At 40.6% G+C, this 21266-nt stretch carries 17 protein-coding genes; 5 read left to right on the forward strand and 12 right to left on the reverse strand.

Annotation, left to right across the window (positions count from 1 at the left end; translation table 11 throughout):
* Positions 1–11: 11 nt before the first annotated feature.
* The gene (locus tag P20311_RS15150; protein ID WP_008114484.1) at positions 12–341 is read right to left on the reverse strand and encodes a translation initiation factor; all 330 of its coding nucleotides are present in this window, start codon (positions 339–341) and stop codon (positions 12–14) included.
* 235 nt (positions 342–576) lie between these two features.
* Between P20311_RS15150 and P20311_RS15155 the strand changes: the two genes are divergently transcribed.
* Together P20311_RS15155 and P20311_RS15160 are read left to right on the forward strand one after the other, a co-directional pair.
* The gene (locus tag P20311_RS15155; protein WP_008114486.1) at positions 577–1236 is read left to right on the forward strand and encodes a GAF domain-containing protein; all 660 of its coding nucleotides are present in this window, start codon (positions 577–579) and stop codon (positions 1234–1236) included.
* A gap of 78 nt (positions 1237–1314) precedes the next feature.
* Positions 1315–2505, forward strand: coding sequence for an amino acid aminotransferase (locus P20311_RS15160; protein WP_008114487.1), 1191 nt, complete (start codon positions 1315–1317; stop codon positions 2503–2505).
* A 75-nt stretch (positions 2506–2580) separates the two neighbouring features.
* On the opposite strand, the gene P20311_RS15165 is transcribed toward P20311_RS15160, so the two are convergent.
* The 8 genes from P20311_RS15165 to P20311_RS15200 are packed head-to-tail and all read right to left on the reverse strand — an operon-like array spanning position 2581 to position 10809.
* Positions 2581–3333, reverse strand: coding sequence for a DUF3379 family protein (locus P20311_RS15165; protein ID WP_008114491.1), 753 nt, complete (start codon positions 3331–3333; stop codon positions 2581–2583).
* A complete protein-coding gene (locus P20311_RS15170; RefSeq protein WP_008114493.1) occupies positions 3333–3890 on the reverse strand; it encodes a sigma-70 family RNA polymerase sigma factor in 558 nt (185 codons plus the stop codon). Before P20311_RS15170 ends, P20311_RS15165 begins: the two co-directional genes overlap by 1 nt.
* A gap of 53 nt (positions 3891–3943) precedes the next feature.
* Positions 3944–5587, reverse strand: coding sequence for a BatD family protein (locus P20311_RS15175; protein WP_008114495.1), 1644 nt, complete (start codon positions 5585–5587; stop codon positions 3944–3946).
* A complete protein-coding gene (locus P20311_RS15180; protein WP_008114496.1) occupies positions 5581–7491 on the reverse strand; it encodes a VWA domain-containing protein in 1911 nt (636 codons plus the stop codon). Before P20311_RS15180 ends, P20311_RS15175 begins: the two co-directional genes overlap by 7 nt.
* Positions 7491–8474, reverse strand: coding sequence for a VWA domain-containing protein (locus tag P20311_RS15185; protein WP_008114497.1), 984 nt, complete (start codon positions 8472–8474; stop codon positions 7491–7493). The genes P20311_RS15180 and P20311_RS15185 overlap by 1 nt, the downstream gene beginning before the upstream one ends.
* A complete protein-coding gene (locus P20311_RS15190) occupies positions 8467–8901 on the reverse strand; it encodes a DUF4381 domain-containing protein (RefSeq protein ID WP_008114498.1) in 435 nt (144 codons plus the stop codon). The genes P20311_RS15185 and P20311_RS15190 overlap by 8 nt, the downstream gene beginning before the upstream one ends.
* 3 nt (positions 8902–8904) lie before the next feature.
* On the reverse strand, positions 8905–9849 hold the full coding sequence (locus tag P20311_RS15195) for a DUF58 domain-containing protein (RefSeq protein WP_008114499.1): 945 nt from the start codon (positions 9847–9849) through the stop codon (positions 8905–8907).
* A gap of 3 nt (positions 9850–9852) precedes the next feature.
* Positions 9853–10809, reverse strand: a complete 957-nt coding sequence (locus P20311_RS15200) for a MoxR family ATPase (RefSeq protein WP_008114500.1) — start codon at positions 10807–10809, stop codon at positions 9853–9855.
* Between the two features lie 329 nt (positions 10810–11138).
* On the opposite strand from P20311_RS15200, the gene fadI reads away from it, so the two are divergent.
* Both fadI and fadJ read left to right on the forward strand, forming a co-directional pair.
* Complete coding sequence (gene fadI, locus P20311_RS15205; RefSeq protein WP_008114501.1) at positions 11139–12449, forward strand: acetyl-CoA C-acyltransferase FadI; 1311 nt, start codon at positions 11139–11141, stop codon at positions 12447–12449.
* Positions 12449–14572 (forward strand): fatty acid oxidation complex subunit alpha FadJ, encoded by a 2124-nt coding sequence (gene fadJ / locus P20311_RS15210; RefSeq protein ID WP_008114502.1) that lies wholly within the window; start codon positions 12449–12451, stop codon positions 14570–14572. The genes fadI and fadJ overlap by 1 nt, the downstream gene beginning before the upstream one ends.
* 59 nt (positions 14573–14631) lie before the next feature.
* On the opposite strand, the gene P20311_RS15215 is transcribed toward fadJ, so the two are convergent.
* The gene (locus P20311_RS15215; protein ID WP_008114503.1) at positions 14632–15018 is read right to left on the reverse strand and encodes an MmcQ/YjbR family DNA-binding protein; all 387 of its coding nucleotides are present in this window, start codon (positions 15016–15018) and stop codon (positions 14632–14634) included.
* A gap of 194 nt (positions 15019–15212) precedes the next feature.
* Between P20311_RS15215 and yeiP the strand changes: the two genes are divergently transcribed.
* Positions 15213–15785, forward strand: a complete 573-nt coding sequence (gene yeiP, locus P20311_RS15220) for an elongation factor P-like protein YeiP (protein ID WP_008114504.1) — start codon at positions 15213–15215, stop codon at positions 15783–15785.
* 334 nt (positions 15786–16119) lie between these two features.
* On the opposite strand, the gene P20311_RS15230 is transcribed toward yeiP, so the two are convergent.
* Together P20311_RS15230 and P20311_RS15235 are read right to left on the reverse strand one after the other, a co-directional pair.
* A complete protein-coding gene (locus P20311_RS15230; protein ID WP_008114510.1) occupies positions 16120–18360 on the reverse strand; it encodes an EAL domain-containing protein in 2241 nt (746 codons plus the stop codon).
* A 51-nt stretch (positions 18361–18411) separates the two neighbouring features.
* On the reverse strand, positions 18412–21135 hold the full coding sequence (locus P20311_RS15235; protein ID WP_008114513.1) for an insulinase family protein: 2724 nt from the start codon (positions 21133–21135) through the stop codon (positions 18412–18414).
* Between the last annotated feature and the right edge of the window lie 131 nt (positions 21136–21266).

Here is a 21266-nt window from a genome sequence, read left to right on the forward strand (position 1 = left end):
AAAGTTGCGGGTTAACCACCCGCAATTTTTACTTTAAATTTTAACCCTTCTAAAATAGCTTTTAGTTTGTCGCGGTCATCACCTTGTACTTCGATAACCCCTTCTTTTACTGCGCCGCCTTGGCCCATCTTACTTTTTATTGTTTTAGCTAACTTTTTCAAATCATGCTGTTGTGGATCAAGACCAACAACCAGCATTACACCTTTGCCTTTTCGGCCTTTGGTTTGACGCTCTATGCGAATAGAACCATCTTTAAATAGTTTTACATCCAGTTCTTTTTCTGGCTTTGGCTGGTCAATTCGCCCCGTTGCTGTTGAATACACTAAGTGACTATCACTCATAATTAACCTACTTAAGATTGAATATAATAATGCGGTAAATAATAACAAATTTGCGACGCAAAGACGTAATTTTTACGCCTCGATTCACTTTTATAAAGTTATAAGCTTAACAATATTGACCTCATTAGGTTTATTAAAAATGCACATAAGTATTTTTAAAAACCATTTTAAATTGGCTAGCACTATAAAAATATCCATGCTACTATTTCGGCATTATAGATGTATGGACGTCCAAATGCTTAATTCTTACTTAGAGCACGCTCAGCTTAATATTGAGCAACAGTTAATTCACGCTGAGCTAGAAAAGCTCGAGCAATATCTAAATAATAATGCTGCACCAGCGGTGCGTTGGGAGTATCAAATTCCTGAGCTAGGTGAAGGAGGGGCATGCAGCTTATTTGGTTACCTACAGGATGAGCCATTTAAACTAAGCGATTATGTTAGCCAAAGTACGCAAACAACTGAAAAGCTGGCGCAACTTCAGTTGATTGTTGACTACGTTATTGAAAATACGCAGCTTGATTGGTACGGCATTTATCAAAATACCGTCACCAATGAAGGTGAGCAGCTATTAAAGCTGGCTTATTTTGGTGCCCCGAGTCGTCCTTTGTTTCCGCTGACCGATGAATTTGCAATGGGCAGTAATAACGTTCAAGTAGCGCTTATCGGTAAAGGACGCGTAATTAATAATGTTGAACAATATATAGCAGCAGGCGGTGAGTATTATACCTGCGATCCGAAGGTAAAAGCAGAAGCCTGTTTACCGTTATTTAATGCACATCAGCAGTGTGTAGGTATTGTTGATGGTGAAGCCTTCAATACTGATTTTTTTGATAAAGCGACGCTCGCGTTATTAATTGCGTGCTGCATTAAAATTCCTCACTTTTTAGTGTAAATAACACTAGTCAATCTAGTGAGTTTTTATGTTAAGCTTAGCGCAACAGCTAACCCCTAAATAACGAAGAGATAGTCAATGTTCTCAGTATTAAAACCATTACCAACAGACCCTATTCTTGGCCTTATGGCGGCCTATAAGCAAGATACTAACCCAAATAAGATTGACTTAGGGGTTGGTGTATATAAAGACGAGCAGGGGAATACCCCGGTATTAAAGTCAGTAAAAAAAGCAGAAGCATTTCGTTTAGAAAATGAAATGAGCAAATCTTACATTGGTCTTGCTGGTAATTTAGATTACTGTCAACAAATGGAAAATCTTCTACTAGGTGAACACCCAGCATTATTAGCTAATCGCGTACGCACAGCACAAGCTCCTGGCGGTACTGGTGCACTTCGTGTTGCTGCAGAATTCATTGTACGTTGTAATCCAGGCGCCACTGTATGGGTAACTAATCCAACGTGGGCAAACCACATTAGCTTATTTGAAGCTGCAGGCTTAACGGTAAAAGAATACCCATATTACGATTACGAAAACAAAGATCTATTGTTTGATGAAATGGTCGAAACCTTAACACTGGTGCCTAAAGGCGATGTAGTGCTGCTACATGCATGTTGTCATAACCCAAGTGGTATGGATTTAAACGAAACACAATGGAACACCATTGCAGAACTTGCAAAAGATGTGGGCTTTACACCATTAATTGATATTGCATACCAAGGTTTCGGTTCTTCTTTAGAAGAAGATGCAAATGGCCTGCGTATTTTAGCCAATGCGGTTGAAGAGTTAATTATTTGTTCTTCATGCTCTAAAAACTTTGGTTTATACCGTGAGCGTATTGGTGCTTGTTCAATTATTGCCAAAGACAGCGCAACAGCTGATATTTCAAATTCAGTATTACTGAGTGTGGTACGTAGCATTTATTCTATGCCGCCAGCGCACGGTGCAGATATTGTAAACACTATTTTAAGCAGCACAGAGCTAACGCAGTTATGGCACAGTGAGCTTGATGAAATGCGTAACCGTATTAATGGCTTACGTAGTTTAATTAAAGACAGTTTGGCAGCGAAAGATATTGCGCAAGACTTCTCGTTTATTGACCGCCAACACGGTATGTTCTCTTTCTTAGGTATTAATAAAGAGCAAATTGAGCGCCTTCAAAAAGAATACGGTATTTACATTGTCGGCTCTAGCCGTGTAAACGTAGCGGGTATTAGCCAAGCAAACATCGATTACTTTGCTAACGCCGTTGCTGATGTATGTAAGTAACCAATAATAAGCTTTAGCTTATTAGCAATAAAAAAACCGCACACTCGTTGCGGTTTTTTATTGTTTACAAACAGCTTAAAGCCAGCGAATAGCGCCTGCAATACGTTCATTGTACATATCGACCGGTGAGCCAAGGCTTGCAATTAGCACGGTATCAGCTTGTTTGCCCCGACTTATATGGCCAGCATAACGAGAGTCACTAAAATCACCCGAGCCTATTTCAAATACTTTATTTTCGCTAGGGACAATAAACACGGTCATAGGTCCAAAGTCAGATTCAAACACTAAATGAATGCCTTTTTCACCTTGAAAATCACAAAAATTAACGTAAGTCACTTTGCCAGGTAAATCAGTAAGTTGACCACCAAGTAAAGCGAGCTTTTCGTTGACAGTTTGGATGCTAATTGGTTGAGTTTTATTTAACGCGTAAACTTCATGATAAACATGGGCTAGCGCATGCTCGCCAGCCGCATGATTAATATTTTGCTCTGCGCTAAACATAAAGGCACTGACTGCAATTACAAACGAAGCAGCTAATGCCAAATGCACGCGGTCAAACTTAAACCAAAAACGTGCATTAATCACGTTACCTTTTTGCTCAAGTTCATCTGTTCTGGCTTTTTCTTTTAACGAGGTGTTTAAGATAATCCGTTCGGCAAGATTCTCAGGCACAGGAATATCAAGCGCGTCGTCGAGCTGTTTATCGAATGCTTTGCTTTCATTTAAAAATTGTTGCCTGTCGGCACTGCTGTTCGCAAATTCCTGAAGTTCTTTGTCTAGCTCGTTTGGCTGCGCAATTGTGCGGCGACGAAACTCAAGTTCATCCATTATTTTGATGCTCCTTTAAGTTGATCATCATCACGGCTTAATGCCTCTTTAAGTTGATTTTTTGCTCGAAATAAACGCGTCATAACCGTATTTTTATTTAAGTTAAGTATGTCTGCAATTTCATCTCCAGTGCAGCCCATAACCACCTGTAGCAACAGCGGCTCTTTGTATTCATCAGCCAATAAAGAAATTTGTCGCTGAATAACGGTTTGCTCCATTGCTGTATCTAAACTATGGCTGGTTTGATCCACCAATGTGTCGTTATCTACATCACTGTAATCAAATTGCTTGCGCTCAAAGCGTCTGGCATTCTCACGCCTTAAAATGGTCAGCAACCATGGCTTAGCTGCTTTTTGGTCGAGTAACGAATCAAGCGAGCGCCATGCACGCAAAAAGGTTTCTTGCACTAAGTCATCAGCAATAGTCGGATCGTTACATAACCAGTAAGCAAAGCGATAGAGTTCCTTATGATAAACATGAACCAAGGCTTCATAGCGTTGTTGTTTTTCAGCCATATTAATTAAGACCCGATCATTCGATTTTTTATTTCCAAACATAAGCACTTTTTAATTAAAATTATTATAGGCCAAAAAAGTAACTAAGATTCTTATTAAGAATATAGCTCTTTTAACGCAGATGATGACTTAGCTGTGTGCGATTGATGTTTTTTTAATAAACTAACAATCGCTTCTAAATCAGTGCTAGCCGATTGGTTACCGTACAACTGTGCTTGTAAATTATTTACCTGCGCGGTTAATTCTGAGCTGTTTATCATAGCGCAGAAATGGGTGAGAGCTCCTACCTTTTTATCTGTTCGAGTTAGCGCGTATAGATTAAGTGCATCGTAAAATGCTTTATTATCATGGCTTTTAGCAAGTATTTGCAGTGTTTTTAAATCTGCTTGCTGATTGCCTCTATGATTTGCTTGCGTCGTTTGTTGCACTTCTTTAGCTGAGCGTTTCATAAAGTAAAGAACCAGGGTCACAATCCATAATATGTAACCTAATACGGCTACAATAATAAGCCATAGAGGCGTACTAGTGTGGCGTTGCACGCTGAGCGCTTGCTGCGTTGGCTCTGCATCCGTGTTGTTTAAAGTACTTTCAACGGGTGTATTTAGTGAGTTTGCTGGCGCTGTGGTACTTGGTGTTACCGTAATTGTGCGTTCTGGTAAAGTTGCGTAACTAATTCGGTTCATTTTGGTGTTATACCAAGGCAGGGTAATTTCAGGCAATGTATAAGTGCCTGGTGTTTGTGGTAGTAGCGCAAATGAGGCGCTTTGCTGTGATACCACTCGACCATCGCGTACTGCATTGTTGGTTTCTTTTTCATCCGGATAGCTGCGAATACCATCAATAGTAGGCATATCAATTTCGGGCAATTGCTCTTTAGTTACCCCTAAGGCGGTAAGCATAATAGTGCGTGTGATCGGCGTGCCGGCTTCAACGGTGTTATCGTCTGGTTGCCATTGCTCGGTTAAACTCACTAATTCACTGGGTAACCAATCCCCTTGATAATTCTCAGGGATAGGTTTGATTTCAATCTGTTGTTCATCGCCAAGTGCTGACACTTCTAATTGACGATAGTTTTGCTGAACACGCCCTTGAAAAACAGGTGCTTCAATGGTGTATGCGCCACTTTTTTGCGGCTGAATTAAATAATTACGGGTGATCACTAAGTAACGTTTACCGTTAACCAGTTCATAATCTTCACTTTGCTTACCTAGTTGGGTGAGTTGAGCATCTTCCATGCTTGGTGTGCTTAAGCTGCCATCAAGTAGCTCTTTAGCTAAGTAAAGTTTAATGGTGTAAACGCCAGCCTCTTGCACAAATAAGCTGTTATTTGTAAGCGAGGTTTTTAAAAATATATCATCATTTTTATCTGTATCGCCGCTACGCTCTTTAACCGATAAGCTAATTGGTTTAGAGCTGAGCCCTGCAACAATAAAAGAAGGAATTGTGTATTCGCCGGCTTTGCGAGTCATTAACTTAACAGACCACGATGTTTGTTTTTTAATGCTGCCATTAATAATGTTGGTACGGCTACTTAAGCTCATAGGGCCGACGACAAAATCTTTTAACAGCGCTGAAGTATCGGGTTGTTGCCCTTTGATTGAATCATCAATGCTAATATTGAGCATAAAAAACTCACCCGCCAGTACCGGGTTTTTATCAACGCTTGCCTCTAATGAAGTGGCGGCCATTAATGGCATGGCAGTTAATAGCAATAAACAGCAAAATAATCGCATTACCATGATTTTTCTACTCCTGTTGGACGGCGTTGATATTGTCTTTTTTGGGCTTCTAATTGCATTTTGTTTCTTAATAAAATAGCTGGATCGTCGGGCACTTTTCTTAGTAACTGATTTAGTTGTTGTGCTTTCTCTTTTTCTTCATTAGTGAGGTCGGCCGCCTGTGCTTGCATAGCTTGTTGTTGTGCTTGCTGCTTCTGCTCATCTGATGGCGGTTGCTCATTCATTTGATTGGGTTGACTCTGTTGCTCGTCTTGCTGAGGCTTACTATCGTCGTCTTTGTTCTCGTTTTGTTGGTTTTGTGATTGAGCTTGCATGTCAGGCTGATTTTGTTCATCTGACTGCTCGCCAGATTGGCTTTGTTGATCTTTTGATTGCTCCGAGGGCTCACCCGATTGCTGCTCTTCACTGTTTTGACTGTTATCTTCGCTTTTATCTGCGTTATTTTTATCGCCATTTTTTTGCTGATCTTGTTTTGATTTATCTGCATCATCTTGACTTTGATCATCTTGATTTTGCGAATCATTACCTTGTTGGTTTTCTTGATCTTGATCTTGATCTTGCTGTTGCTTAAGTAACTGCTCAACTAACGCTTGGTTATTGGCTGCTTGGGTAAAATCAGACTGCAATGATTGCGCTTGTTTGTAAGCGTTTATAGCAGCCTCCAATTGTCCGGCTTTAGCCAGTGCATTACCGTAATTGTAATAACCAGTAGCTGATTTATCTTGACTAAATTCGTTCAGAGCGCCTTCAAACTGACCTTGCTGATAAAGTGCAGCGCCTTTGAGAGCGTTGGACTTCGCTTGCGCTGCTTGTTGGTACTCTTGGTTGTTGTAAGCTTCTAATGCACGTTGATCGGTATTTTTAAATAGCGTTGGTAACTCTACTGCATGGGCATTTTGCTGAGGTAAAAAGCTTAGCAATAGCACCGCACCAATAAACGCAGAGCGCCTAAATAAGTATAGAGCTAAGGGCAGCAAAATAAGCAAGCCATAAATGCCAGCATCGATTCGCCACAAGGCTAAATTTGGTTTTTCACTTTTTAGTATTTCACTGTTTGCTTGCGGTGAAAAAATGGCAATATCGCTATTACTTGGCTGATAATTAGCGTATTGGCCGCCACTATTTTTTGCTAGTCCTTTGAGTAAAGAACCATTGAGTGTAGGCACTACAATTTGGCCGTAATTATCTTTTAAAAATCCGCCTTCAGGTAACTTTATTGGTGCACCTTGCTCAGTGCCAATACCGTAAATATTAAGTCGATACTGGCTACTGTTAGTAAAGCCACTTATATCACTTTGCTGTTGTTGTTCAATACCATCGGTGATCAAAATAATATCACCATCTAGGTAGCCTGCTTGAGTGAGCAGCTCTTGCGCCATGTCTAAACCTGCCAGCACGTTGGAGCCTTTATCAGGCATAATTTCAGGGCTCAAACTAGGAATAAGATTAGCAAGGGTGGTTGCATCATTGGTCAGTGGTGAAATGGTATAGGCAGTGCCTGCGTAGGCTACTAATGCAGTATCACCTTCTTTAAATAACTCAATCATATCGAGGGCTTTAAAGCGAGATTGCATTAATCGATTAGGAGCAATATCGGTGCTATACATAGAGTACGACATATCCATGACAATAACGCGCGCACTTTTACTTTGAAATACAGGGACTTGTTTTTCTTCAAAACTCGGGCCTGCACTAAATATAATGGCTAAACTGCAAAATAACGCAACTAGCCACAGCGGCTGACGAGCCTGATTGTTTGCTTCACTCATAACAAATTGTGCCAAATGTGGTGCAATAAGTGGCGCTGATTGGGTTTTTTTCTTTTTAAGCATGGCAATAAAAAACAACCCTAGGGTAGGGAGTAACAGCCATAAAATAGCGGGGCGAATAAACTCAAAATCCATTAGCTTGGCTCCTTCATTGCACGCACTGTTTTTATCAATGCGGTAACACTGATCAATAGAATGGCCAGTAATAACGGGTAATAAAACAAGGCTGTTTGTGGGCGAAAGGTTTGTTCATCGGCACTAATTGGCTCGAGTTTATCAAGCTCTGCATAAATTTGTTGCAACCCAGCGACATCTTTGGCTCTAAAGTACAGACCCCCTGTTTGTTCGGCAATATTTTTCAGTAAACTCTCATCTAAATTGCTGCCCCCAGAGCCCATATTAAATAAACTAAAACCACGAGGGTTATCTGAGCCGACTCCGATGGTGTACACTTTTATGCCTTCTTCACGAGCTAGTAATAGGGCATCTTCGGGGTCAAGGTTTCCTGCGGTGTTTTGTCCATCTGTTAGTAACACCACAATACGATTACTTTCTTTTTTACTAGCAAAGCGTTTAACCGATAAGCCTAAAGCGTCACCAATAGCCGTGGCACGTCCTACTAAACCTATTTGTGCTTCAGTAAGCATTTTGCTGACGGTTTTTACATCACGGGTGAGAGGTGTTTGCAAAAACGCTGTATCACCAAACAATATTAGCCCAAGTCTGTCGCCTTGACGCTGCTCTATAAAATCGCTAAGCACTGCTTTAACCATAGTTAAACGGTCAACATATTGGCCATTATAAGCCATGTCTTGTTCTGTCATTGAGCCGGATAAATCCACAGCGAGCATAATGTCGCGACCTTCATTAGGCAGCGATATAGGCTCATCTAACCAAGTAGGGTTAGCCGATGCTGTTACTAATAATGCCCATAGCAACCATTCAAGAGTGTTTAACTTACGTGCACTGGACTCTACATGTTGATTATTTAAATTATGCGATGCAAAACTTGGGATGCGTAAACGTGTCGTTGCATTACTTGCTGCGGGTTTTAATAGCAGTAACGTTAAAGGAAGCGGCAGTAATAAAAACAGCCATGGCCAGCTAAATTCAAACATGCAGTGGCTCCTTTAGCTTAAATTGTTTAATAGCTTGGCGAAACTTATCACTGAGTGCCGGTGGTGTTTGTGCTGTGCTATATAGGCTTGCAATTTCATCTTCACTAAAACCAATTGCACCAAGTTGACTCAGGGTTTTACACCAGTTGGCGGTGGATTGCGCCGCTAAGCGCGGATCGTAATAGGTGATCACTAGCCGCTTTAAAATAATATGTAATTGCTGCGCTGATTGTTGTTGATTAGCTAACTTAATCGCATTACGTTTTGCTTTTTTAAATTGATAGTTTTTGTACATAATTATAATTAAGCCACACACTAAGCACAGTGCAATGCTAATAACCACCCACCAAGCAGGGGCTAACGGCCACCAGTCAACGTGAGTGGGAGCAATAATATCGTGAAGGCCATCAAGTGGAGAGGTTTGCATGATTTATCTTCTCACTAATTGCAGTTCCAGCGCAGTGGCTGCATCGAATGATAATAGGTTAAGCCCAGATTTTGTTAAACGATTAATACGCGCGCTAAATGCGTGCTCGGCATTTTTGGCAAATCGTTCTCTAAAGCTGCTATCCATCAAGGGCAGGGCAAACTGCTGATTATTAGCACTTACAGTAACCGCTTGTTGGAAAGCCGGTAACTTATGCTCGAAGGGATCGCTAATATGGCAACCTATTAATTCACAGTGCCGCGCAAGTAATTCGAGTTGTTTAAAGCTGGCGTCATCTAAGGCGTTAAAATCGGATACGATATAAACCAAACTACCGGGTTTAGCTAAGTGGTTTAAACGCTTAAGGTTATCACTAAAGTTATTGCTGGCGGGTTTATCAATATTTTCAAGTGCCTGCTGATGAGCGTCGCACAAATTATGACACAGCTTTAACACCGCTTTTTCACGGGCGCTAGGTTTAAGCTCTAAATGCGAGTGCTGATTAAACACAATACCGCCAATTCTATCGCCACGTTGGCAAGCAGACCATGCAACCAAGGCGCTAATATGTGCAGCTTGCACCGACTTTAATAATAATTGTGAGCCAAATAACATTGAATTTGAAAAGTCAGTAAACACAAATACCGGGCGTTCTTTTTCTTCTTGAAAAAGCTTGGTGTGAGTTTCACCGGTACGAGCCGTGACCCGCCAATCAATAGAGCGTATGTCATCACCGTGTTGGTAATGGCGCACTTCGGCAAACTCCATGCCACGGCCTTTATGCGGCGCCAGATATTGCCCCGCTAAGGTATTTTTTATTCTAACGTTAGGTGCCAGCTCAAGCAGTTGCGCTTTTGCTTTATAATACATCAGCTCTTTGAGCGATAAATTAACACCGTGGCTATGACTTAATTTAAGCCATGCCTGAGAATCAAAGTGTGTTTGCATAACTTAAGGTACAGCAACTAGTTCAACAATACGGCTAATAACCTGATCTTTTGTAACACCATCGGCCTGTGCTTCGTAACTTAAAATAATACGATGACGTAATACATTATGTACCACAGCTTGAATATCGTCAGGCGATACAAAATCACGACCACTTAACCACGCATGAGCGCGAGCACATTTATCCAAAGCAATGGTGGCACGTGGGCTGGCGCCGTATTCAATCCAACGGCCAAGTTGTTCATCTAAGTTGGCGCCTTCTCGGGTGGCAATAATCAACTGAACTAAGTACTGCTCTAGTGGTTCAGCTAAATATAGACCTAAAATCGCTTTTCGAGCAGCAAACAACTCTGCTTGCGAAATTTGCTCAAGCACTGGGGCTTCATCATTAAGTGCTTCACCACGAGTTAGGCGTAAAATATCAAGCTCGTGCTCTGCACCCGGATAATTAATACTTAAATGTAATAAAAAACGGTCTAATTGCGCTTCTGGCAGTGGGTAGGTCCCTTCTTGCTCTAGCGGGTTTTGCGTTGCCATAACTAAAAACAGGTCACTAAGTGGATACGTATTTTTGCCCACAGTAACTTGGCGCTCGGCCATTGCTTCTAATAAAGCTGACTGTACTTTTGCTGGTGCTCGGTTTATTTCATCCGCTAAAATGAGGTTATGAAATAAAGGGCCTTTTTCAAACACAAACTCACTGGTTTGTTGACGATAAATATCAGTGCCGGTTACATCGGCAGGTAATAAGTCTGGGGTAAACTGAACACGCTGAAACGAGCCTTCAATACCTTTTGCTAAAGCATTAACCGCTCGCGTTTTTGCAAGCCCCGGAGGGCCTTCAACAAGTAAATGACCATCGGCTAATATAGCAATTAAGAGTGCTTGAGTGAGCGCTGGCTGGCCAATAATTTGGGTGTCTAAATACGTTTTTAAGTTTGAAAATGCGTTAGCTGCCATAATAAGTGGACTGTCCTCGTCAGCTTAAATAATACCTAAAGTGGTTAGGTAACAAATACTGAGCTAGTTATAAGGTTTATAAGTGGATAACTCAAGAGTTAGACTGATTTTTTGAAAATAGTTCGTTATTTTTTAACGCTTTTTAGCCTAACACAAAACTTTGTAAAACCTGCTAAAAAAGCCTATTGTATTACCCTTACACAATGTATGTAGTGATTTACAATGGCGCTTTATGATTAATTTACGTTTATCTATTGGCTTTATCACACGGGTTGTTTAGAATCGAGGAAAAAATACAGGTCTGACCTGTCAGCGGGAGAGAATAATAAATGTCTGAGCAAAACATACTTAAAACACCAAAAGGCGACCGTATTGCCATTGTAAGCGGCCTACGTACTCCTTTTGCTAAGCAAGCAACTGCGTTTCACCATGTACCAGCATTGGATATGGGTAAGTTAGTTGTTAATGAAATGCTTGAGCGATTAAATTTCGACAAGTCAGAAATCGATCAACTGGTTTTTGGTCAAGTAGTACAAATGCCTGAAGCGCCAAATATTGCACGTGAAATTGTATTAGGTACAGGTATGCCAGTGGGCGTTGACGCATATTCAGTGTCACGTGCGTGTGCAACGAGCTTTCAAGCAATTGCAAATGTTGCCGAATCAATTATGGCAGGTTCTGTAAGTGTAGGTATTGCTGGTGGTGCTGATTCATCGTCTGTATTGCCAATTGGTGTAAGTAAAAAATTAGCCGGCAGTTTAGTTGATTTAAACAAAGCCCGTACGCTTGGTCAGCGTTTAAAAATATTCTCAAAACTACGTTTAAAAGATTTATTACCAGTACCGCCAGCGGTTGCTGAGTACTCAACGGGTTTATCAATGGGACAAACAGCTGAGCAAATGGCTAAAACCCATAATATTAGCCGTGAAGATCAAGATGCTTTAGCACATCGTTCTCACTCATTAGCAACTCAAGCTTGGGCCGATGGCAAGTTAAAAGATGAAGTAATGACGGCGCACTTACCGCCTTATAAAAGCTTTATTGAAGAAGATAACAATATTCGTAAAAACTCAACGGTTGAAGGCTACGCTAAGCTTAAACCGGTATTTGACCGTCAGCACGGCTCTGTGACTGCCGCTAATGCAACTCCATTAACCGATGGCGCAGCTGCAGTGTTAATGATGAGCGAAAGCAAAGCAAAAGCATTGGGTTACGAAATATTAGGCTACGTACGCAGTTTTGCGTTTTCAGCCATAGGCGTAGAAAAAGACATGCTAATGGGGCCTGCCCACTCAACGCCTATTGCGCTTGATAGAGCAGGTATTACGTTAGCTGATTTAGACCTTATAGAAATGCATGAAGCGTTTGCATCGCAAACCTTAGCGAATATGAAAATGTTTGCTTCAGATAAATTTGCACAAGAGCACTTAGGGCGTAACAAAGCCATAGGTGAAATTAACATGGATAAGTTTAACGTTAACGGCGGTTCACTCGCTTATGGTCACCCATTTGCGGCAACCGGCGCGCGTTTAATTACACAAAGCTTATACGAGCTTAAGCGTCGTGGCGGTGGTTTAGCGTTAACGACTGCCTGTGCTGCGGGTGGTTTAGGTGCAGCCTTTGTATTGGAGAGTGCGTAATGACAGATTCAGTATTTAATTTAACGGTTGATGATAACAAAATAGCCGTGGTAACCATTGATGTGCCGGGTGAAAAAATGAATACCCTGCGTGACAGCTTTGCTGATGATTTAAAAGCATTATTAGCACAAGCTAAAGAGCATGCAGTGAAAGGTATGGTATTTATTAGTGGCAAAAGTGATAACTTCATTGCCGGTGCCGATGTAAAAATGCTAGACAGCGTTGAAAAACGCGAAGATGCATTAGCTATCAGCGAATTATGCCATCAAGCATTTTTTGATATGAAAAAACTACCGTATACCACGGTTAGTGCTATTCACGGCGCTGCTTTAGGTGGTGGTTTAGAGTTTGCTTTAGCCTGTGATTATCGCGTTGGTACAGATAGCGATTTAACTAAAATTGGTTTACCAGAAGTACAACTAGGTTTATTGCCTGGCGGTGGTGGTACACAACGCTTAACTAAAATCGTGGGTATTCAAAAAGCCCTTGAGTGGATGCTAACTGGTAAGCAAATTCGTCCAAAACAAGCTAAAAAAGCCGGTGTATTGGATGATTGTGTTCCACAAAGCGTACTGCTAAAAGTGGCCAAAGAGTTTGCTGCGAAGAAAAAGCCACAAGCTAAAGAGCCTAAACTTGATAAGATCAGTAAGCTATTAGAATCAAACCCGTTTGGTCGTAACTTTATCTTTAAAAAAGCTAAAGAAAACGTACTTAAAAAAACAGGTGGTCACTACCCAGCGCCGCTTGCGATTATTAAAGCGGTTCGTGCAAGCGTAGAGCTTGATGAAATGAAAGCGTATAAAACCGAAGCCGAAGGCTTTGCTACGTTAGTAATGAGTGATGAGTCTAAAGCACTTCGCGGTATTTTCTTTGCAACCACTGAAATGAAAAAAGAATGGCGCAATGATGACGCTCCTGCGATTAGTAAAACTGCTGTGTTAGGTGGCGGATTAATGGGCGCCGGTATTGCCCATGTAAGTGCGGTTAAGGCTAAATTGCCGGTACGTATTAAAGATGTGGCAGAGCAGGGCATAAGTAATGCCATGAACTACACATACAAAATCTTAGATAAACGCCTTAAGCGCCGCATTATGTCAAAAGCCGATATGCAGTTAACCATGAACCGCATTACTGGCACCACGGATTACAGCGGCTTTAAATACATAGATTTAGTGATAGAAGCGGTATTTGAAGATTTAGAGCTTAAGCAAGGTATGGTTGCTGATGTTGAGCAGCAATGCCAAGCGAATACTATTTTTGCAAGTAATACTTCGTCATTACCTATTTCTCAAATTGCAGCAAAAGCAGAACGCCCTGAAAATGTAATTGGTTTACATTATTTCTCGCCAGTAGAGAAAATGCCACTGGTAGAGATCATTCCTCACGAAGGCACGTCACAAGAAACCATTGCTCGTGTAGTTAACTTTGCACGTAAGCAAGGTAAAACGCCAATTGTAGTAAAAGATATGGCTGGTTTTTATGTAAACCGTATTTTAGCGCCATACCTTAATGAAGCGGCTAACTTAATGCTTGCTGGTGAGCCGATTGAAAAAATAGACGCGGCCTTAGTCGAATTTGGTTTTCCTGTTGGACCGTTGGCACTGCTGGACGAAGTGGGTATTGATATTGGATCTAAAATTGCGCCAATTCTTGAAAAAGAACTCGGTGAGCGTTTTAAAGGTCCCGATGCTTTCTCACGTATGATTGATTCAAAACGTCTTGGTCGTAAAACAGGGCGCGGTTTTTATGAATACGATAAGAAAGGCAAGAAGGTTGATGAATCAGTATACGAACTACTGGGTGTTACCCCTGCACCACGGTTAAATAAAAACGAGATTGCAAAGCGCTGTGTTTCACAAATGCTTAACGAAGCGGCTCGTTGTTTAGATGATGGCATTATCGCAAGTCCACGAGATGGTGATATTGGTGCTATTTTTGGTATTGGTTTCCCACCGTTCTTAGGTGGCCCGTTTAGCTACATGGACAAATTAGGTGCGAGTAAGATAAGCTCTGATATGTCTACACTGGCTAACAGCAATGCCATTTTTGCACCCTGCGAGACTTTGCTTGAAATGGCTGATAAAGGCGATAAGTTTTATAGTAAAGCAGAACAACAAGACTAATTATTTAATTTTAAAGTAAAAAAGCCGCATTAGCGGCTTTTTTATGTCTGCTGTAAGTGTTATAGCAAATCGGCAATAGCCTGTTTGTCTTTATCTGGCATGTTGTCGACCACCAAATTAAATGAATTATCAATCATTCGCTCAATTTCACCTTGTGGCACTGAGCCATCTAAAATCACGGTATTCCAAAGGCGTTTATTCATGTGATAGCCTGGAATCACTGAAGGGAAAATATCACGTAATGACTGCGCTTCATCAGGATCGCACTTTAAGTTTAGCCACCAGATCGGTTCGCCATTTTCATCGGTTTCACCCTCATTGCTTAGTGCAAGGGTGGCGAACATCTTATGGTTTACTTTATATACATCAACATCTTTAGCAAAAGGTTGCGTTAGTTTAACTAACGGTTTGTTCATTAAATACGTATGTACAGTTTGTTGGTTCATGAGCCATTCCTTGAGGTCATAATCGATAACTTAACCATAGCAGCTTTTTGCTACTAGATAACACGTGTTTCGGTCTAAATTACAGATTTCTAAGTTAATACGATTGCAAGAGGGTAATGGTATCACTTTATTGTTGAACAATATCCGTTTCGTGGTATGTTTCTCGCAATCAAAAAAACAATAGGAATTCACCCATGCCAAAGGCAAGTGATGTTAAAAAAGGGACGGCTATTGATTTTAATGGCCGTGTATTAGTAGTAAAAGATATCGTACGCTCAGTACCACAAGGTCGTGCTGGTGGTAGTTTATACCGTATGCGTTTATACGATGTAGTAACGGGTAGTAAAGTTGACGAAACATTTAAAGACAGCGATATGCTTAACCTTGCTGATTTAACCCGTCGTGAAGCGATGCTGTCGTACATTGATGGCGATGAGTATGTCTTTATGGATAATGAAGATTACACGCCTTACAACTTGGCTAAAGACGCCATAGCGGAAGAAATTCCGTTTGTTAATGAAGAAACCCAAGGTGTGCATGTTATTGTGATTGATGGCGCGCCGGTAGGGCTTGATCTTCCTTCAAGTGTTGAACTTGTTGTTGAAGAAACTGACCCTTCAATTAAGGGGGCTTCCGCTAGTGCTCGATCAAAGCCTGCACGCTTATCAACGGGCTTAACGATTCAAGTGCCAGAGCATATTTCAACCGGTGATCGCATCCGTATAAATACCGCTGAGCACAAGTTTATGGGTCGTGCTGACAAGTAAGCTGTAATGAGAATTGAGAGCCGAGCATGTTAGTTGCTCGGCTTTTTTGTGTCTGAGTAACGGGCAAAGAATGTGTTGCTTTAATTTTCGCCAGTTTGACGCTATTATACGCGCCTTAATTTTTAAGCAGTTTGGTGGCTACGGTGTTATTTATTTTACTCAGTGGTGTGTTTATCATACTTATGTATATTGAAACCATTAAAAAGGGTATGCCCGTTAAGCGCTGGCTATTTTTGGGGGGACTGCTGGGGCCTGCGGCTTGGTGTTTATTTAATCTGCATTATCGACGTGCCTTGATACGTAATATCGGCGTAAAAACGTGCTTATGGCGTGCTTAACTCGTCGCTCTAATTAAACTTAGTTTTGATTGGCTCTGTTGTTGTTTTAAAAACGCAGTAAATTCATCTTTTGACAGTGGCTTAGAGTAGTAATAACCCTGCAGTGTTTCACAGTTTAGTTCTTCAAGTATGCTTATTTGCGATGCTTGCTCTACACCTTCTGCAACTACGTGCAAATCAAGGTTATGTGCAATTGTGACGATAGAGTCCACCATATTGCGGCCACGTTCTGTTTTCATATCATCAATAAAGGCTTTATCTACCTTAAGTGTATTCAGTGGAAACTGCTTTAAATACGCCAGCGATGAATACCCAGTACCAAAGTCATCCATGGCTAAATGAATGCCACGGGCACTTAAAGAGCGCATAATAGCAATCGCTTCTTGTGGGTCGTCCATTACCGTACCTTCGGTGATCTCAAGCTCTAAAAAGTAAGAGGGCAGTTCATTTTTTTGTAAAATCACATCAATGCGAGAGGTTAAATCGGGTAGGCTAAATTGTTTGGCCGATAAATTTACCGCTACACGAGCGTTAAATAATCCAGCGTCTAGCCATTGCTTTACATCACGACAAGCTTTGTTTAAAACCACTTCACCAATTTCAATAATTTGCCCTGTTTCTTCGGCGATTGGAATAAATACACCGGGGCTAATAATGCCTTTTTTAGGGGTAATAAAGCGCACCAACGCTTCCATTCCGGCAAGCTTACCAGTACGAATATTCATTTTAGGTTGGTAATACACCTCAAAGTGATCTTCTTTTAAACCAAAGCGCATTAGGTTTTCTATTTGCAGTCGTTTTACTGCTTGGCGATTCATGGTGTCATTAAAGAACAGGTAGCTATTGCCTTTCTTTTTCGCATGATACATGGCGGTATCGGCGTTCTTTAATAGTATTTCGGGGGTATTACCATCTTCTGGAAACAGTACAATTCCTACACTTGAGGTGATAGCAAGTTCATGACCTGCCATTTTAAATGGTGTGGCTATTGCCGCTAAAAATTGTTTAGCCATGCGGGTAATAGTGTGAATATCGTTGGTGTTAGACATAACAAGCGCAAACTCATCACCACCAAGGCGATAAAATACATCATTTTCACGGGTGAGCTTATTTAAACGCATAGCAAGTTTTGCTAGCAAGCTATCACCTAACTGATGACCCAATGAGTCATTTATCTTTTTAAAGTTATCTAAATCAAATACTAACAAGGCATGGTGAGAATGCTGCTTGGCTAGTTTTTGTAAGTCAGAAAAAAACAAATTACGGTTAGGTAAGCTGGTGGTGCGATCTCGATTAGATAAATTATTGAGCTCAGACTCGGTTTTTTTACGCTCTGTTAAGTCAGAATATACTACGACATAATTGGTAATTTGATTTTGCGCGTTTTTAATTTCATCTATCGAGATTTCAAATGGTAGTAAAGCATGATCGCTATTGCGCAGCTTTACTTCTTCTTGAATATGCTCGTGCTTTCGAACGGTGTCTTTTATGGTTTCTATGTAGCTTTTGTCATAACCGGCTAAATGAAATTCTTTTTTAAGGTATTGCTCACGTACACCGCCAAACAAAGTTAAAAAGCTGGGATTAATATCAACAAGCTTAAAGTCTTTATCATATATAGCCAGTGCATCAGTGAGTGACTCAACGCATTTTGCAAATAGGTTCAGTCGTTCTTCGGTTGATTTTAACTGCGAAATATCTCTTACCGTGCCAGTCATTCGCAGTGGGCTAAGGTTCGCGTCTTTTTCAATTATTTTGCCACGGTCGAGTACCCAATGCCATTTACCAAAACTATCTTTAATACGATAAGTAGCTTCGAAAAAAGTACTCTCTTCAGCAAAGTGTTTTTTTAATAGGTAGTCTACATGAGTTAAATCACGAGGGTGTATTAGGCTTTTATTCGGTGGAAATTCTACTAGATTGCTACTATTCATTACGTACTTGTCGTTAATACGAATAACTTTTCCGGTTTTTATATTCCAGTCCCATAGCGTGTCACCACTGCCTTCTACGGTACTTTTTAAACGTTTTTCAGACAGCTGTAATTGAGAGTGTGAGCGTTTTAGTGAGTGAATAACCGTTAACAAATAAATTAACAGTAATGACATTATTGCGCACACGCTAACGACTAGCGCATTTAAGTTCAAGCTAAACGATGACTCGAATGCACTAGCAGAGTAGGCTGTGGCCAAAGCGGCCAACAATAGAATGTATTTTATTATTTTTATTTTGTTCATTGTCTTACTTCTTATTTACAAAAGACAATCTAAATCAAGCGCGAGCAAGAGTCAAAGAGAATGCGAATAAAGTGGTAGATTCTCCGATTGATTCGCAGTTTTGGCGCTTAAAAGCTCATATCTTGGGCGATCTACATTGAAAATTTCAGCTGCATAGATTTTTAAATCTTCAAGCGTTAACGCGTTTAAAGAATCCAGCAGGCGTTGCTGCATATGAAACTGATGATCGCCATTGCCAATAGCAAGCCATAAACGTTGTGAACGTAAACGCAAGTTTTTGTCTTTTTCGGCAATATGCGTTGTTAACCCATGTTTTTGTTGCTGCCAGACTTGCTCTGTTAGTTCATCAATGGTTGATAAATACTGACTGATAAACACGTTATGCCTGTGCAGTAACGTGCTAGGTTCAAATTTAGGTGACTGAATATAAAAAGCAATTCCGGCACGGGTATTAAAGGGCGCATAACCGGCACCAACTAAATAGCCCAGTTGTTGTGTGGTTCTTAGCTCATTGAAGTAATCTTGATTAATTAAATGATTAAGCGCCATCATTTTTACTTTTTCATCAACATCATCGCTTAATGCTTGGTAGTAAATCACCATAGCATTATCGCTACAAGCGAGTTCTAATTCGTAACGAGTCACTTTGGTAATTTCAAAAAGTGGGCGCTTTAAATCTTCTATGACCGCTGACTTTTTAAGGTGCAGTGCCACCTTTTTCTGAAACTCAAGCGCCTCATTTTGCTGCCAATTGCCATGTAAAAAAGATTCAACATGAAGCGCATTAAAAAACGCCTGTCTAAACTCATTAAACTGATGAAAACAGGTATCTTTAAGTGCATTTGCTAACTCGTCAGGCTGTGGGTTCCACGGCATTATCTTAGCGCCTAATATACTAAAGAGCTCACTAACTGGTTTGTTTTGGTTGCTATTGCGCCAATGCCTTACTAGTTGCTTTTTATATTCAGCAAAGCGTTTAGCACAAATTTTTACGTTAAATAGTGCATCAATTAGTTGATCAACCAGCTCAAGTTGGCTTGAAGATAGCCCCGCAGTATGTAAAGTTAAGCCGCCTTGGTGAGAGGTCAAGTGATAACTTAAGCCCGCGAGCTCCGCTGGATAAAATTGCTCGCCAACACTATCCATAAACAAATCAGAAAACAATCGAGTTAATGCCATATGTTTTACATCTTTAACTGCAAAGTCAGAGTCCATGGCTAAATAAAAATGCCCTTTGGCCACTCTGAAGGTGGCATCTTGTTTAAACCAAAAGTCAAAGCCAGCTTCTTTTACCAGCAACGTTGGATGAGCTTGCTGCGACTCTATTGGATATAAAACAACATCTTTAGCTAAATAAGGATTTGCGGTAGGTAATAACATTTCACCTTGTGGCTGACTAATTTGTGCCAGCGCTTCGAGCCAATGTAGTGACAGTTTTTCAATTTTATACGGTGTGTTATACCAAGCAGCTGTATGTTCAGGCTCTACACCCGGATGAATCAGCACTAAACGCATATTGTGAGGGGTTAACCATTGCATCGCCATTTCATGGGTGGTGGCTTTAAAGCCTTCCATTAAATAGTCGCCCTGTAAGTAATTAACTTCATCGTAATGTTGCATGTTAATACTTAAATTACTGACCCAGTCAATCAGTCGAGATTTTTCTTGGTTATCAAATGCGATTTGCAGCAGCTTTTGTTTATCTTGATACAGGCGAGGCAATTTGCTGATGTTGTTATTTATTAAGCAAATGTATTCAAATACCATTTCAATAATGTCTTCGTAGTATTCAATGCCTTCATCGGTCAGCGCCATACTAATATTAAAATCTTTAAAGTTACTACCGTTGATGCCACCTCCGGCAGACAGAGCATTGATCCAACCTTGTTCTTTAAGTACCGAATATAGCGAGCCTTGCCCTTCATATCCTAGTAAATGGGCAATAAAACTAACTGTTTTATGACGGTAAAAATCGTCTATGTTTGGCATGGCAAAGCTAATAATTAGCTTTTGTACGTGTTTGTGTGGCTCTATATGAAGCAACTTACCTAAATCTTGGCTGCGATAAAGCGGCGCTTCTATAGGTGGCTTTAACTTACCTTTTTTGCCTTTAATTTGGCAAAAATACTGAGTTGCCCATGCCTCAAGTGTATCTAATGATTCATTGGCACAAATCACTAAAGTCATCCATTGAGCTTGGTAATGCTGATTAAAAAAGTCACGTAATTCATCACTAATACAGCGTTTTCTATCAGCTAATGTTTGTAAGTTGCCTACGGAGAACTTAGCAAATGGGTGTGCAGGGTTGACCGTTTCTTTATGCACTTGATAGATACGTCGGCCATCATCTTTAATCTTTAATTTAAACTCAGCTTCAATAGCATTTCGTTCTTTTTCGGTTTCTGCGGGGTTTAATGTGGGCGCTATAAAAAAACGGCTAAATTGCGCTAACGCCGATTCAATATGATTGTTATTAATATCAAAAAAGTAGCAAGTATGCTCCGTGCCAGTCCAAGCATTGGTGTTACCACCAGATTGAGAGACAAAATTATTAAAGCTGCCTGATTCAGGATACAGATCGGTGCCTAAAAACAGCATGTGCTCTAAAAAGTGCGCTAAGCCTTGCCTATCAAGAGGATCGTCAAAGTGGCCGGCGTTTACAGCCATGGAGGCTGCCGCTTTTACTGAGTCCTGATCGTGCACTAAAAGCACTTTTAGACCATTGTCCAGTGTTAGTGTGCGGTAAGCTCTGTTATCATTAGTGCTGATTTTCAAATGATGCTCCTGAAACTAAACGTATAATTGTTAACAACAGATGATAACTTCAGGAATGCGACGCTATTTACCTGAACATCATGAAAGAACTATTTTAAGAAAATAAATAGGTTTGAGTTATTAATATAGCG

It is taken from the genome of Pseudoalteromonas sp. BSi20311 (genome assembly GCF_000239875.1).
Classification (GTDB): Bacteria; Pseudomonadota; Gammaproteobacteria; order Enterobacterales; family Alteromonadaceae; genus Pseudoalteromonas.

Bases quoted from the DNA above. Each gene is read 5' to 3' on its own strand.
- fadJ (WP_008114502.1), top strand. From the start codon at position 12,449: ATGACAGATTCAGTATTTAATTTAACGGTTGATGATAACAAAATAGCC.
- P20311_RS15170 (WP_008114493.1), bottom strand. From the start codon at position 3,890: ATGTTTGGAAATAAAAAATCGAATGATCGGGTCTTAATTAATATGGCT.
- P20311_RS15160 (WP_008114487.1), top strand. From the start codon at position 1,315: ATGTTCTCAGTATTAAAACCATTACCAACAGACCCTATTCTTGGCCTT.
- P20311_RS15150 (WP_008114484.1), bottom strand. From the start codon at position 341: ATGAGTGATAGTCACTTAGTGTATTCAACAGCAACGGGGCGAATTGAC.
- P20311_RS15175 (WP_008114495.1), bottom strand. From the start codon at position 5,587: ATGGTAATGCGATTATTTTGCTGTTTATTGCTATTAACTGCCATGCCA.
- P20311_RS15190 (WP_008114498.1), bottom strand. From the start codon at position 8,901: ATGCAAACCTCTCCACTTGATGGCCTTCACGATATTATTGCTCCCACT.
- P20311_RS15215 (WP_008114503.1), bottom strand. From the start codon at position 15,018: ATGAACCAACAAACTGTACATACGTATTTAATGAACAAACCGTTAGTT.
- P20311_RS15195 (WP_008114499.1), bottom strand. From the start codon at position 9,849: ATGCAAACACACTTTGATTCTCAGGCATGGCTTAAATTAAGTCATAGC.
- P20311_RS15200 (WP_008114500.1), bottom strand. From the start codon at position 10,809: ATGGCAGCTAACGCATTTTCAAACTTAAAAACGTATTTAGACACCCAA.
- P20311_RS15230 (WP_008114510.1), bottom strand. From the start codon at position 18,360: ATGAACAAAATAAAAATAATAAAATACATTCTATTGTTGGCCGCTTTG.
- P20311_RS15180 (WP_008114496.1), bottom strand. From the start codon at position 7,491: ATGGATTTTGAGTTTATTCGCCCCGCTATTTTATGGCTGTTACTCCCT.
- yeiP (WP_008114504.1), top strand. From the start codon at position 15,213: ATGCCAAAGGCAAGTGATGTTAAAAAAGGGACGGCTATTGATTTTAAT.
- P20311_RS15185 (WP_008114497.1), bottom strand. From the start codon at position 8,474: ATGTTTGAATTTAGCTGGCCATGGCTGTTTTTATTACTGCCGCTTCCT.
- P20311_RS15165 (WP_008114491.1), bottom strand. From the start codon at position 3,333: ATGGATGAACTTGAGTTTCGTCGCCGCACAATTGCGCAGCCAAACGAG.
- P20311_RS15155 (WP_008114486.1), top strand. From the start codon at position 577: ATGCTTAATTCTTACTTAGAGCACGCTCAGCTTAATATTGAGCAACAG.
- fadI (WP_008114501.1), top strand. From the start codon at position 11,139: ATGTCTGAGCAAAACATACTTAAAACACCAAAAGGCGACCGTATTGCC.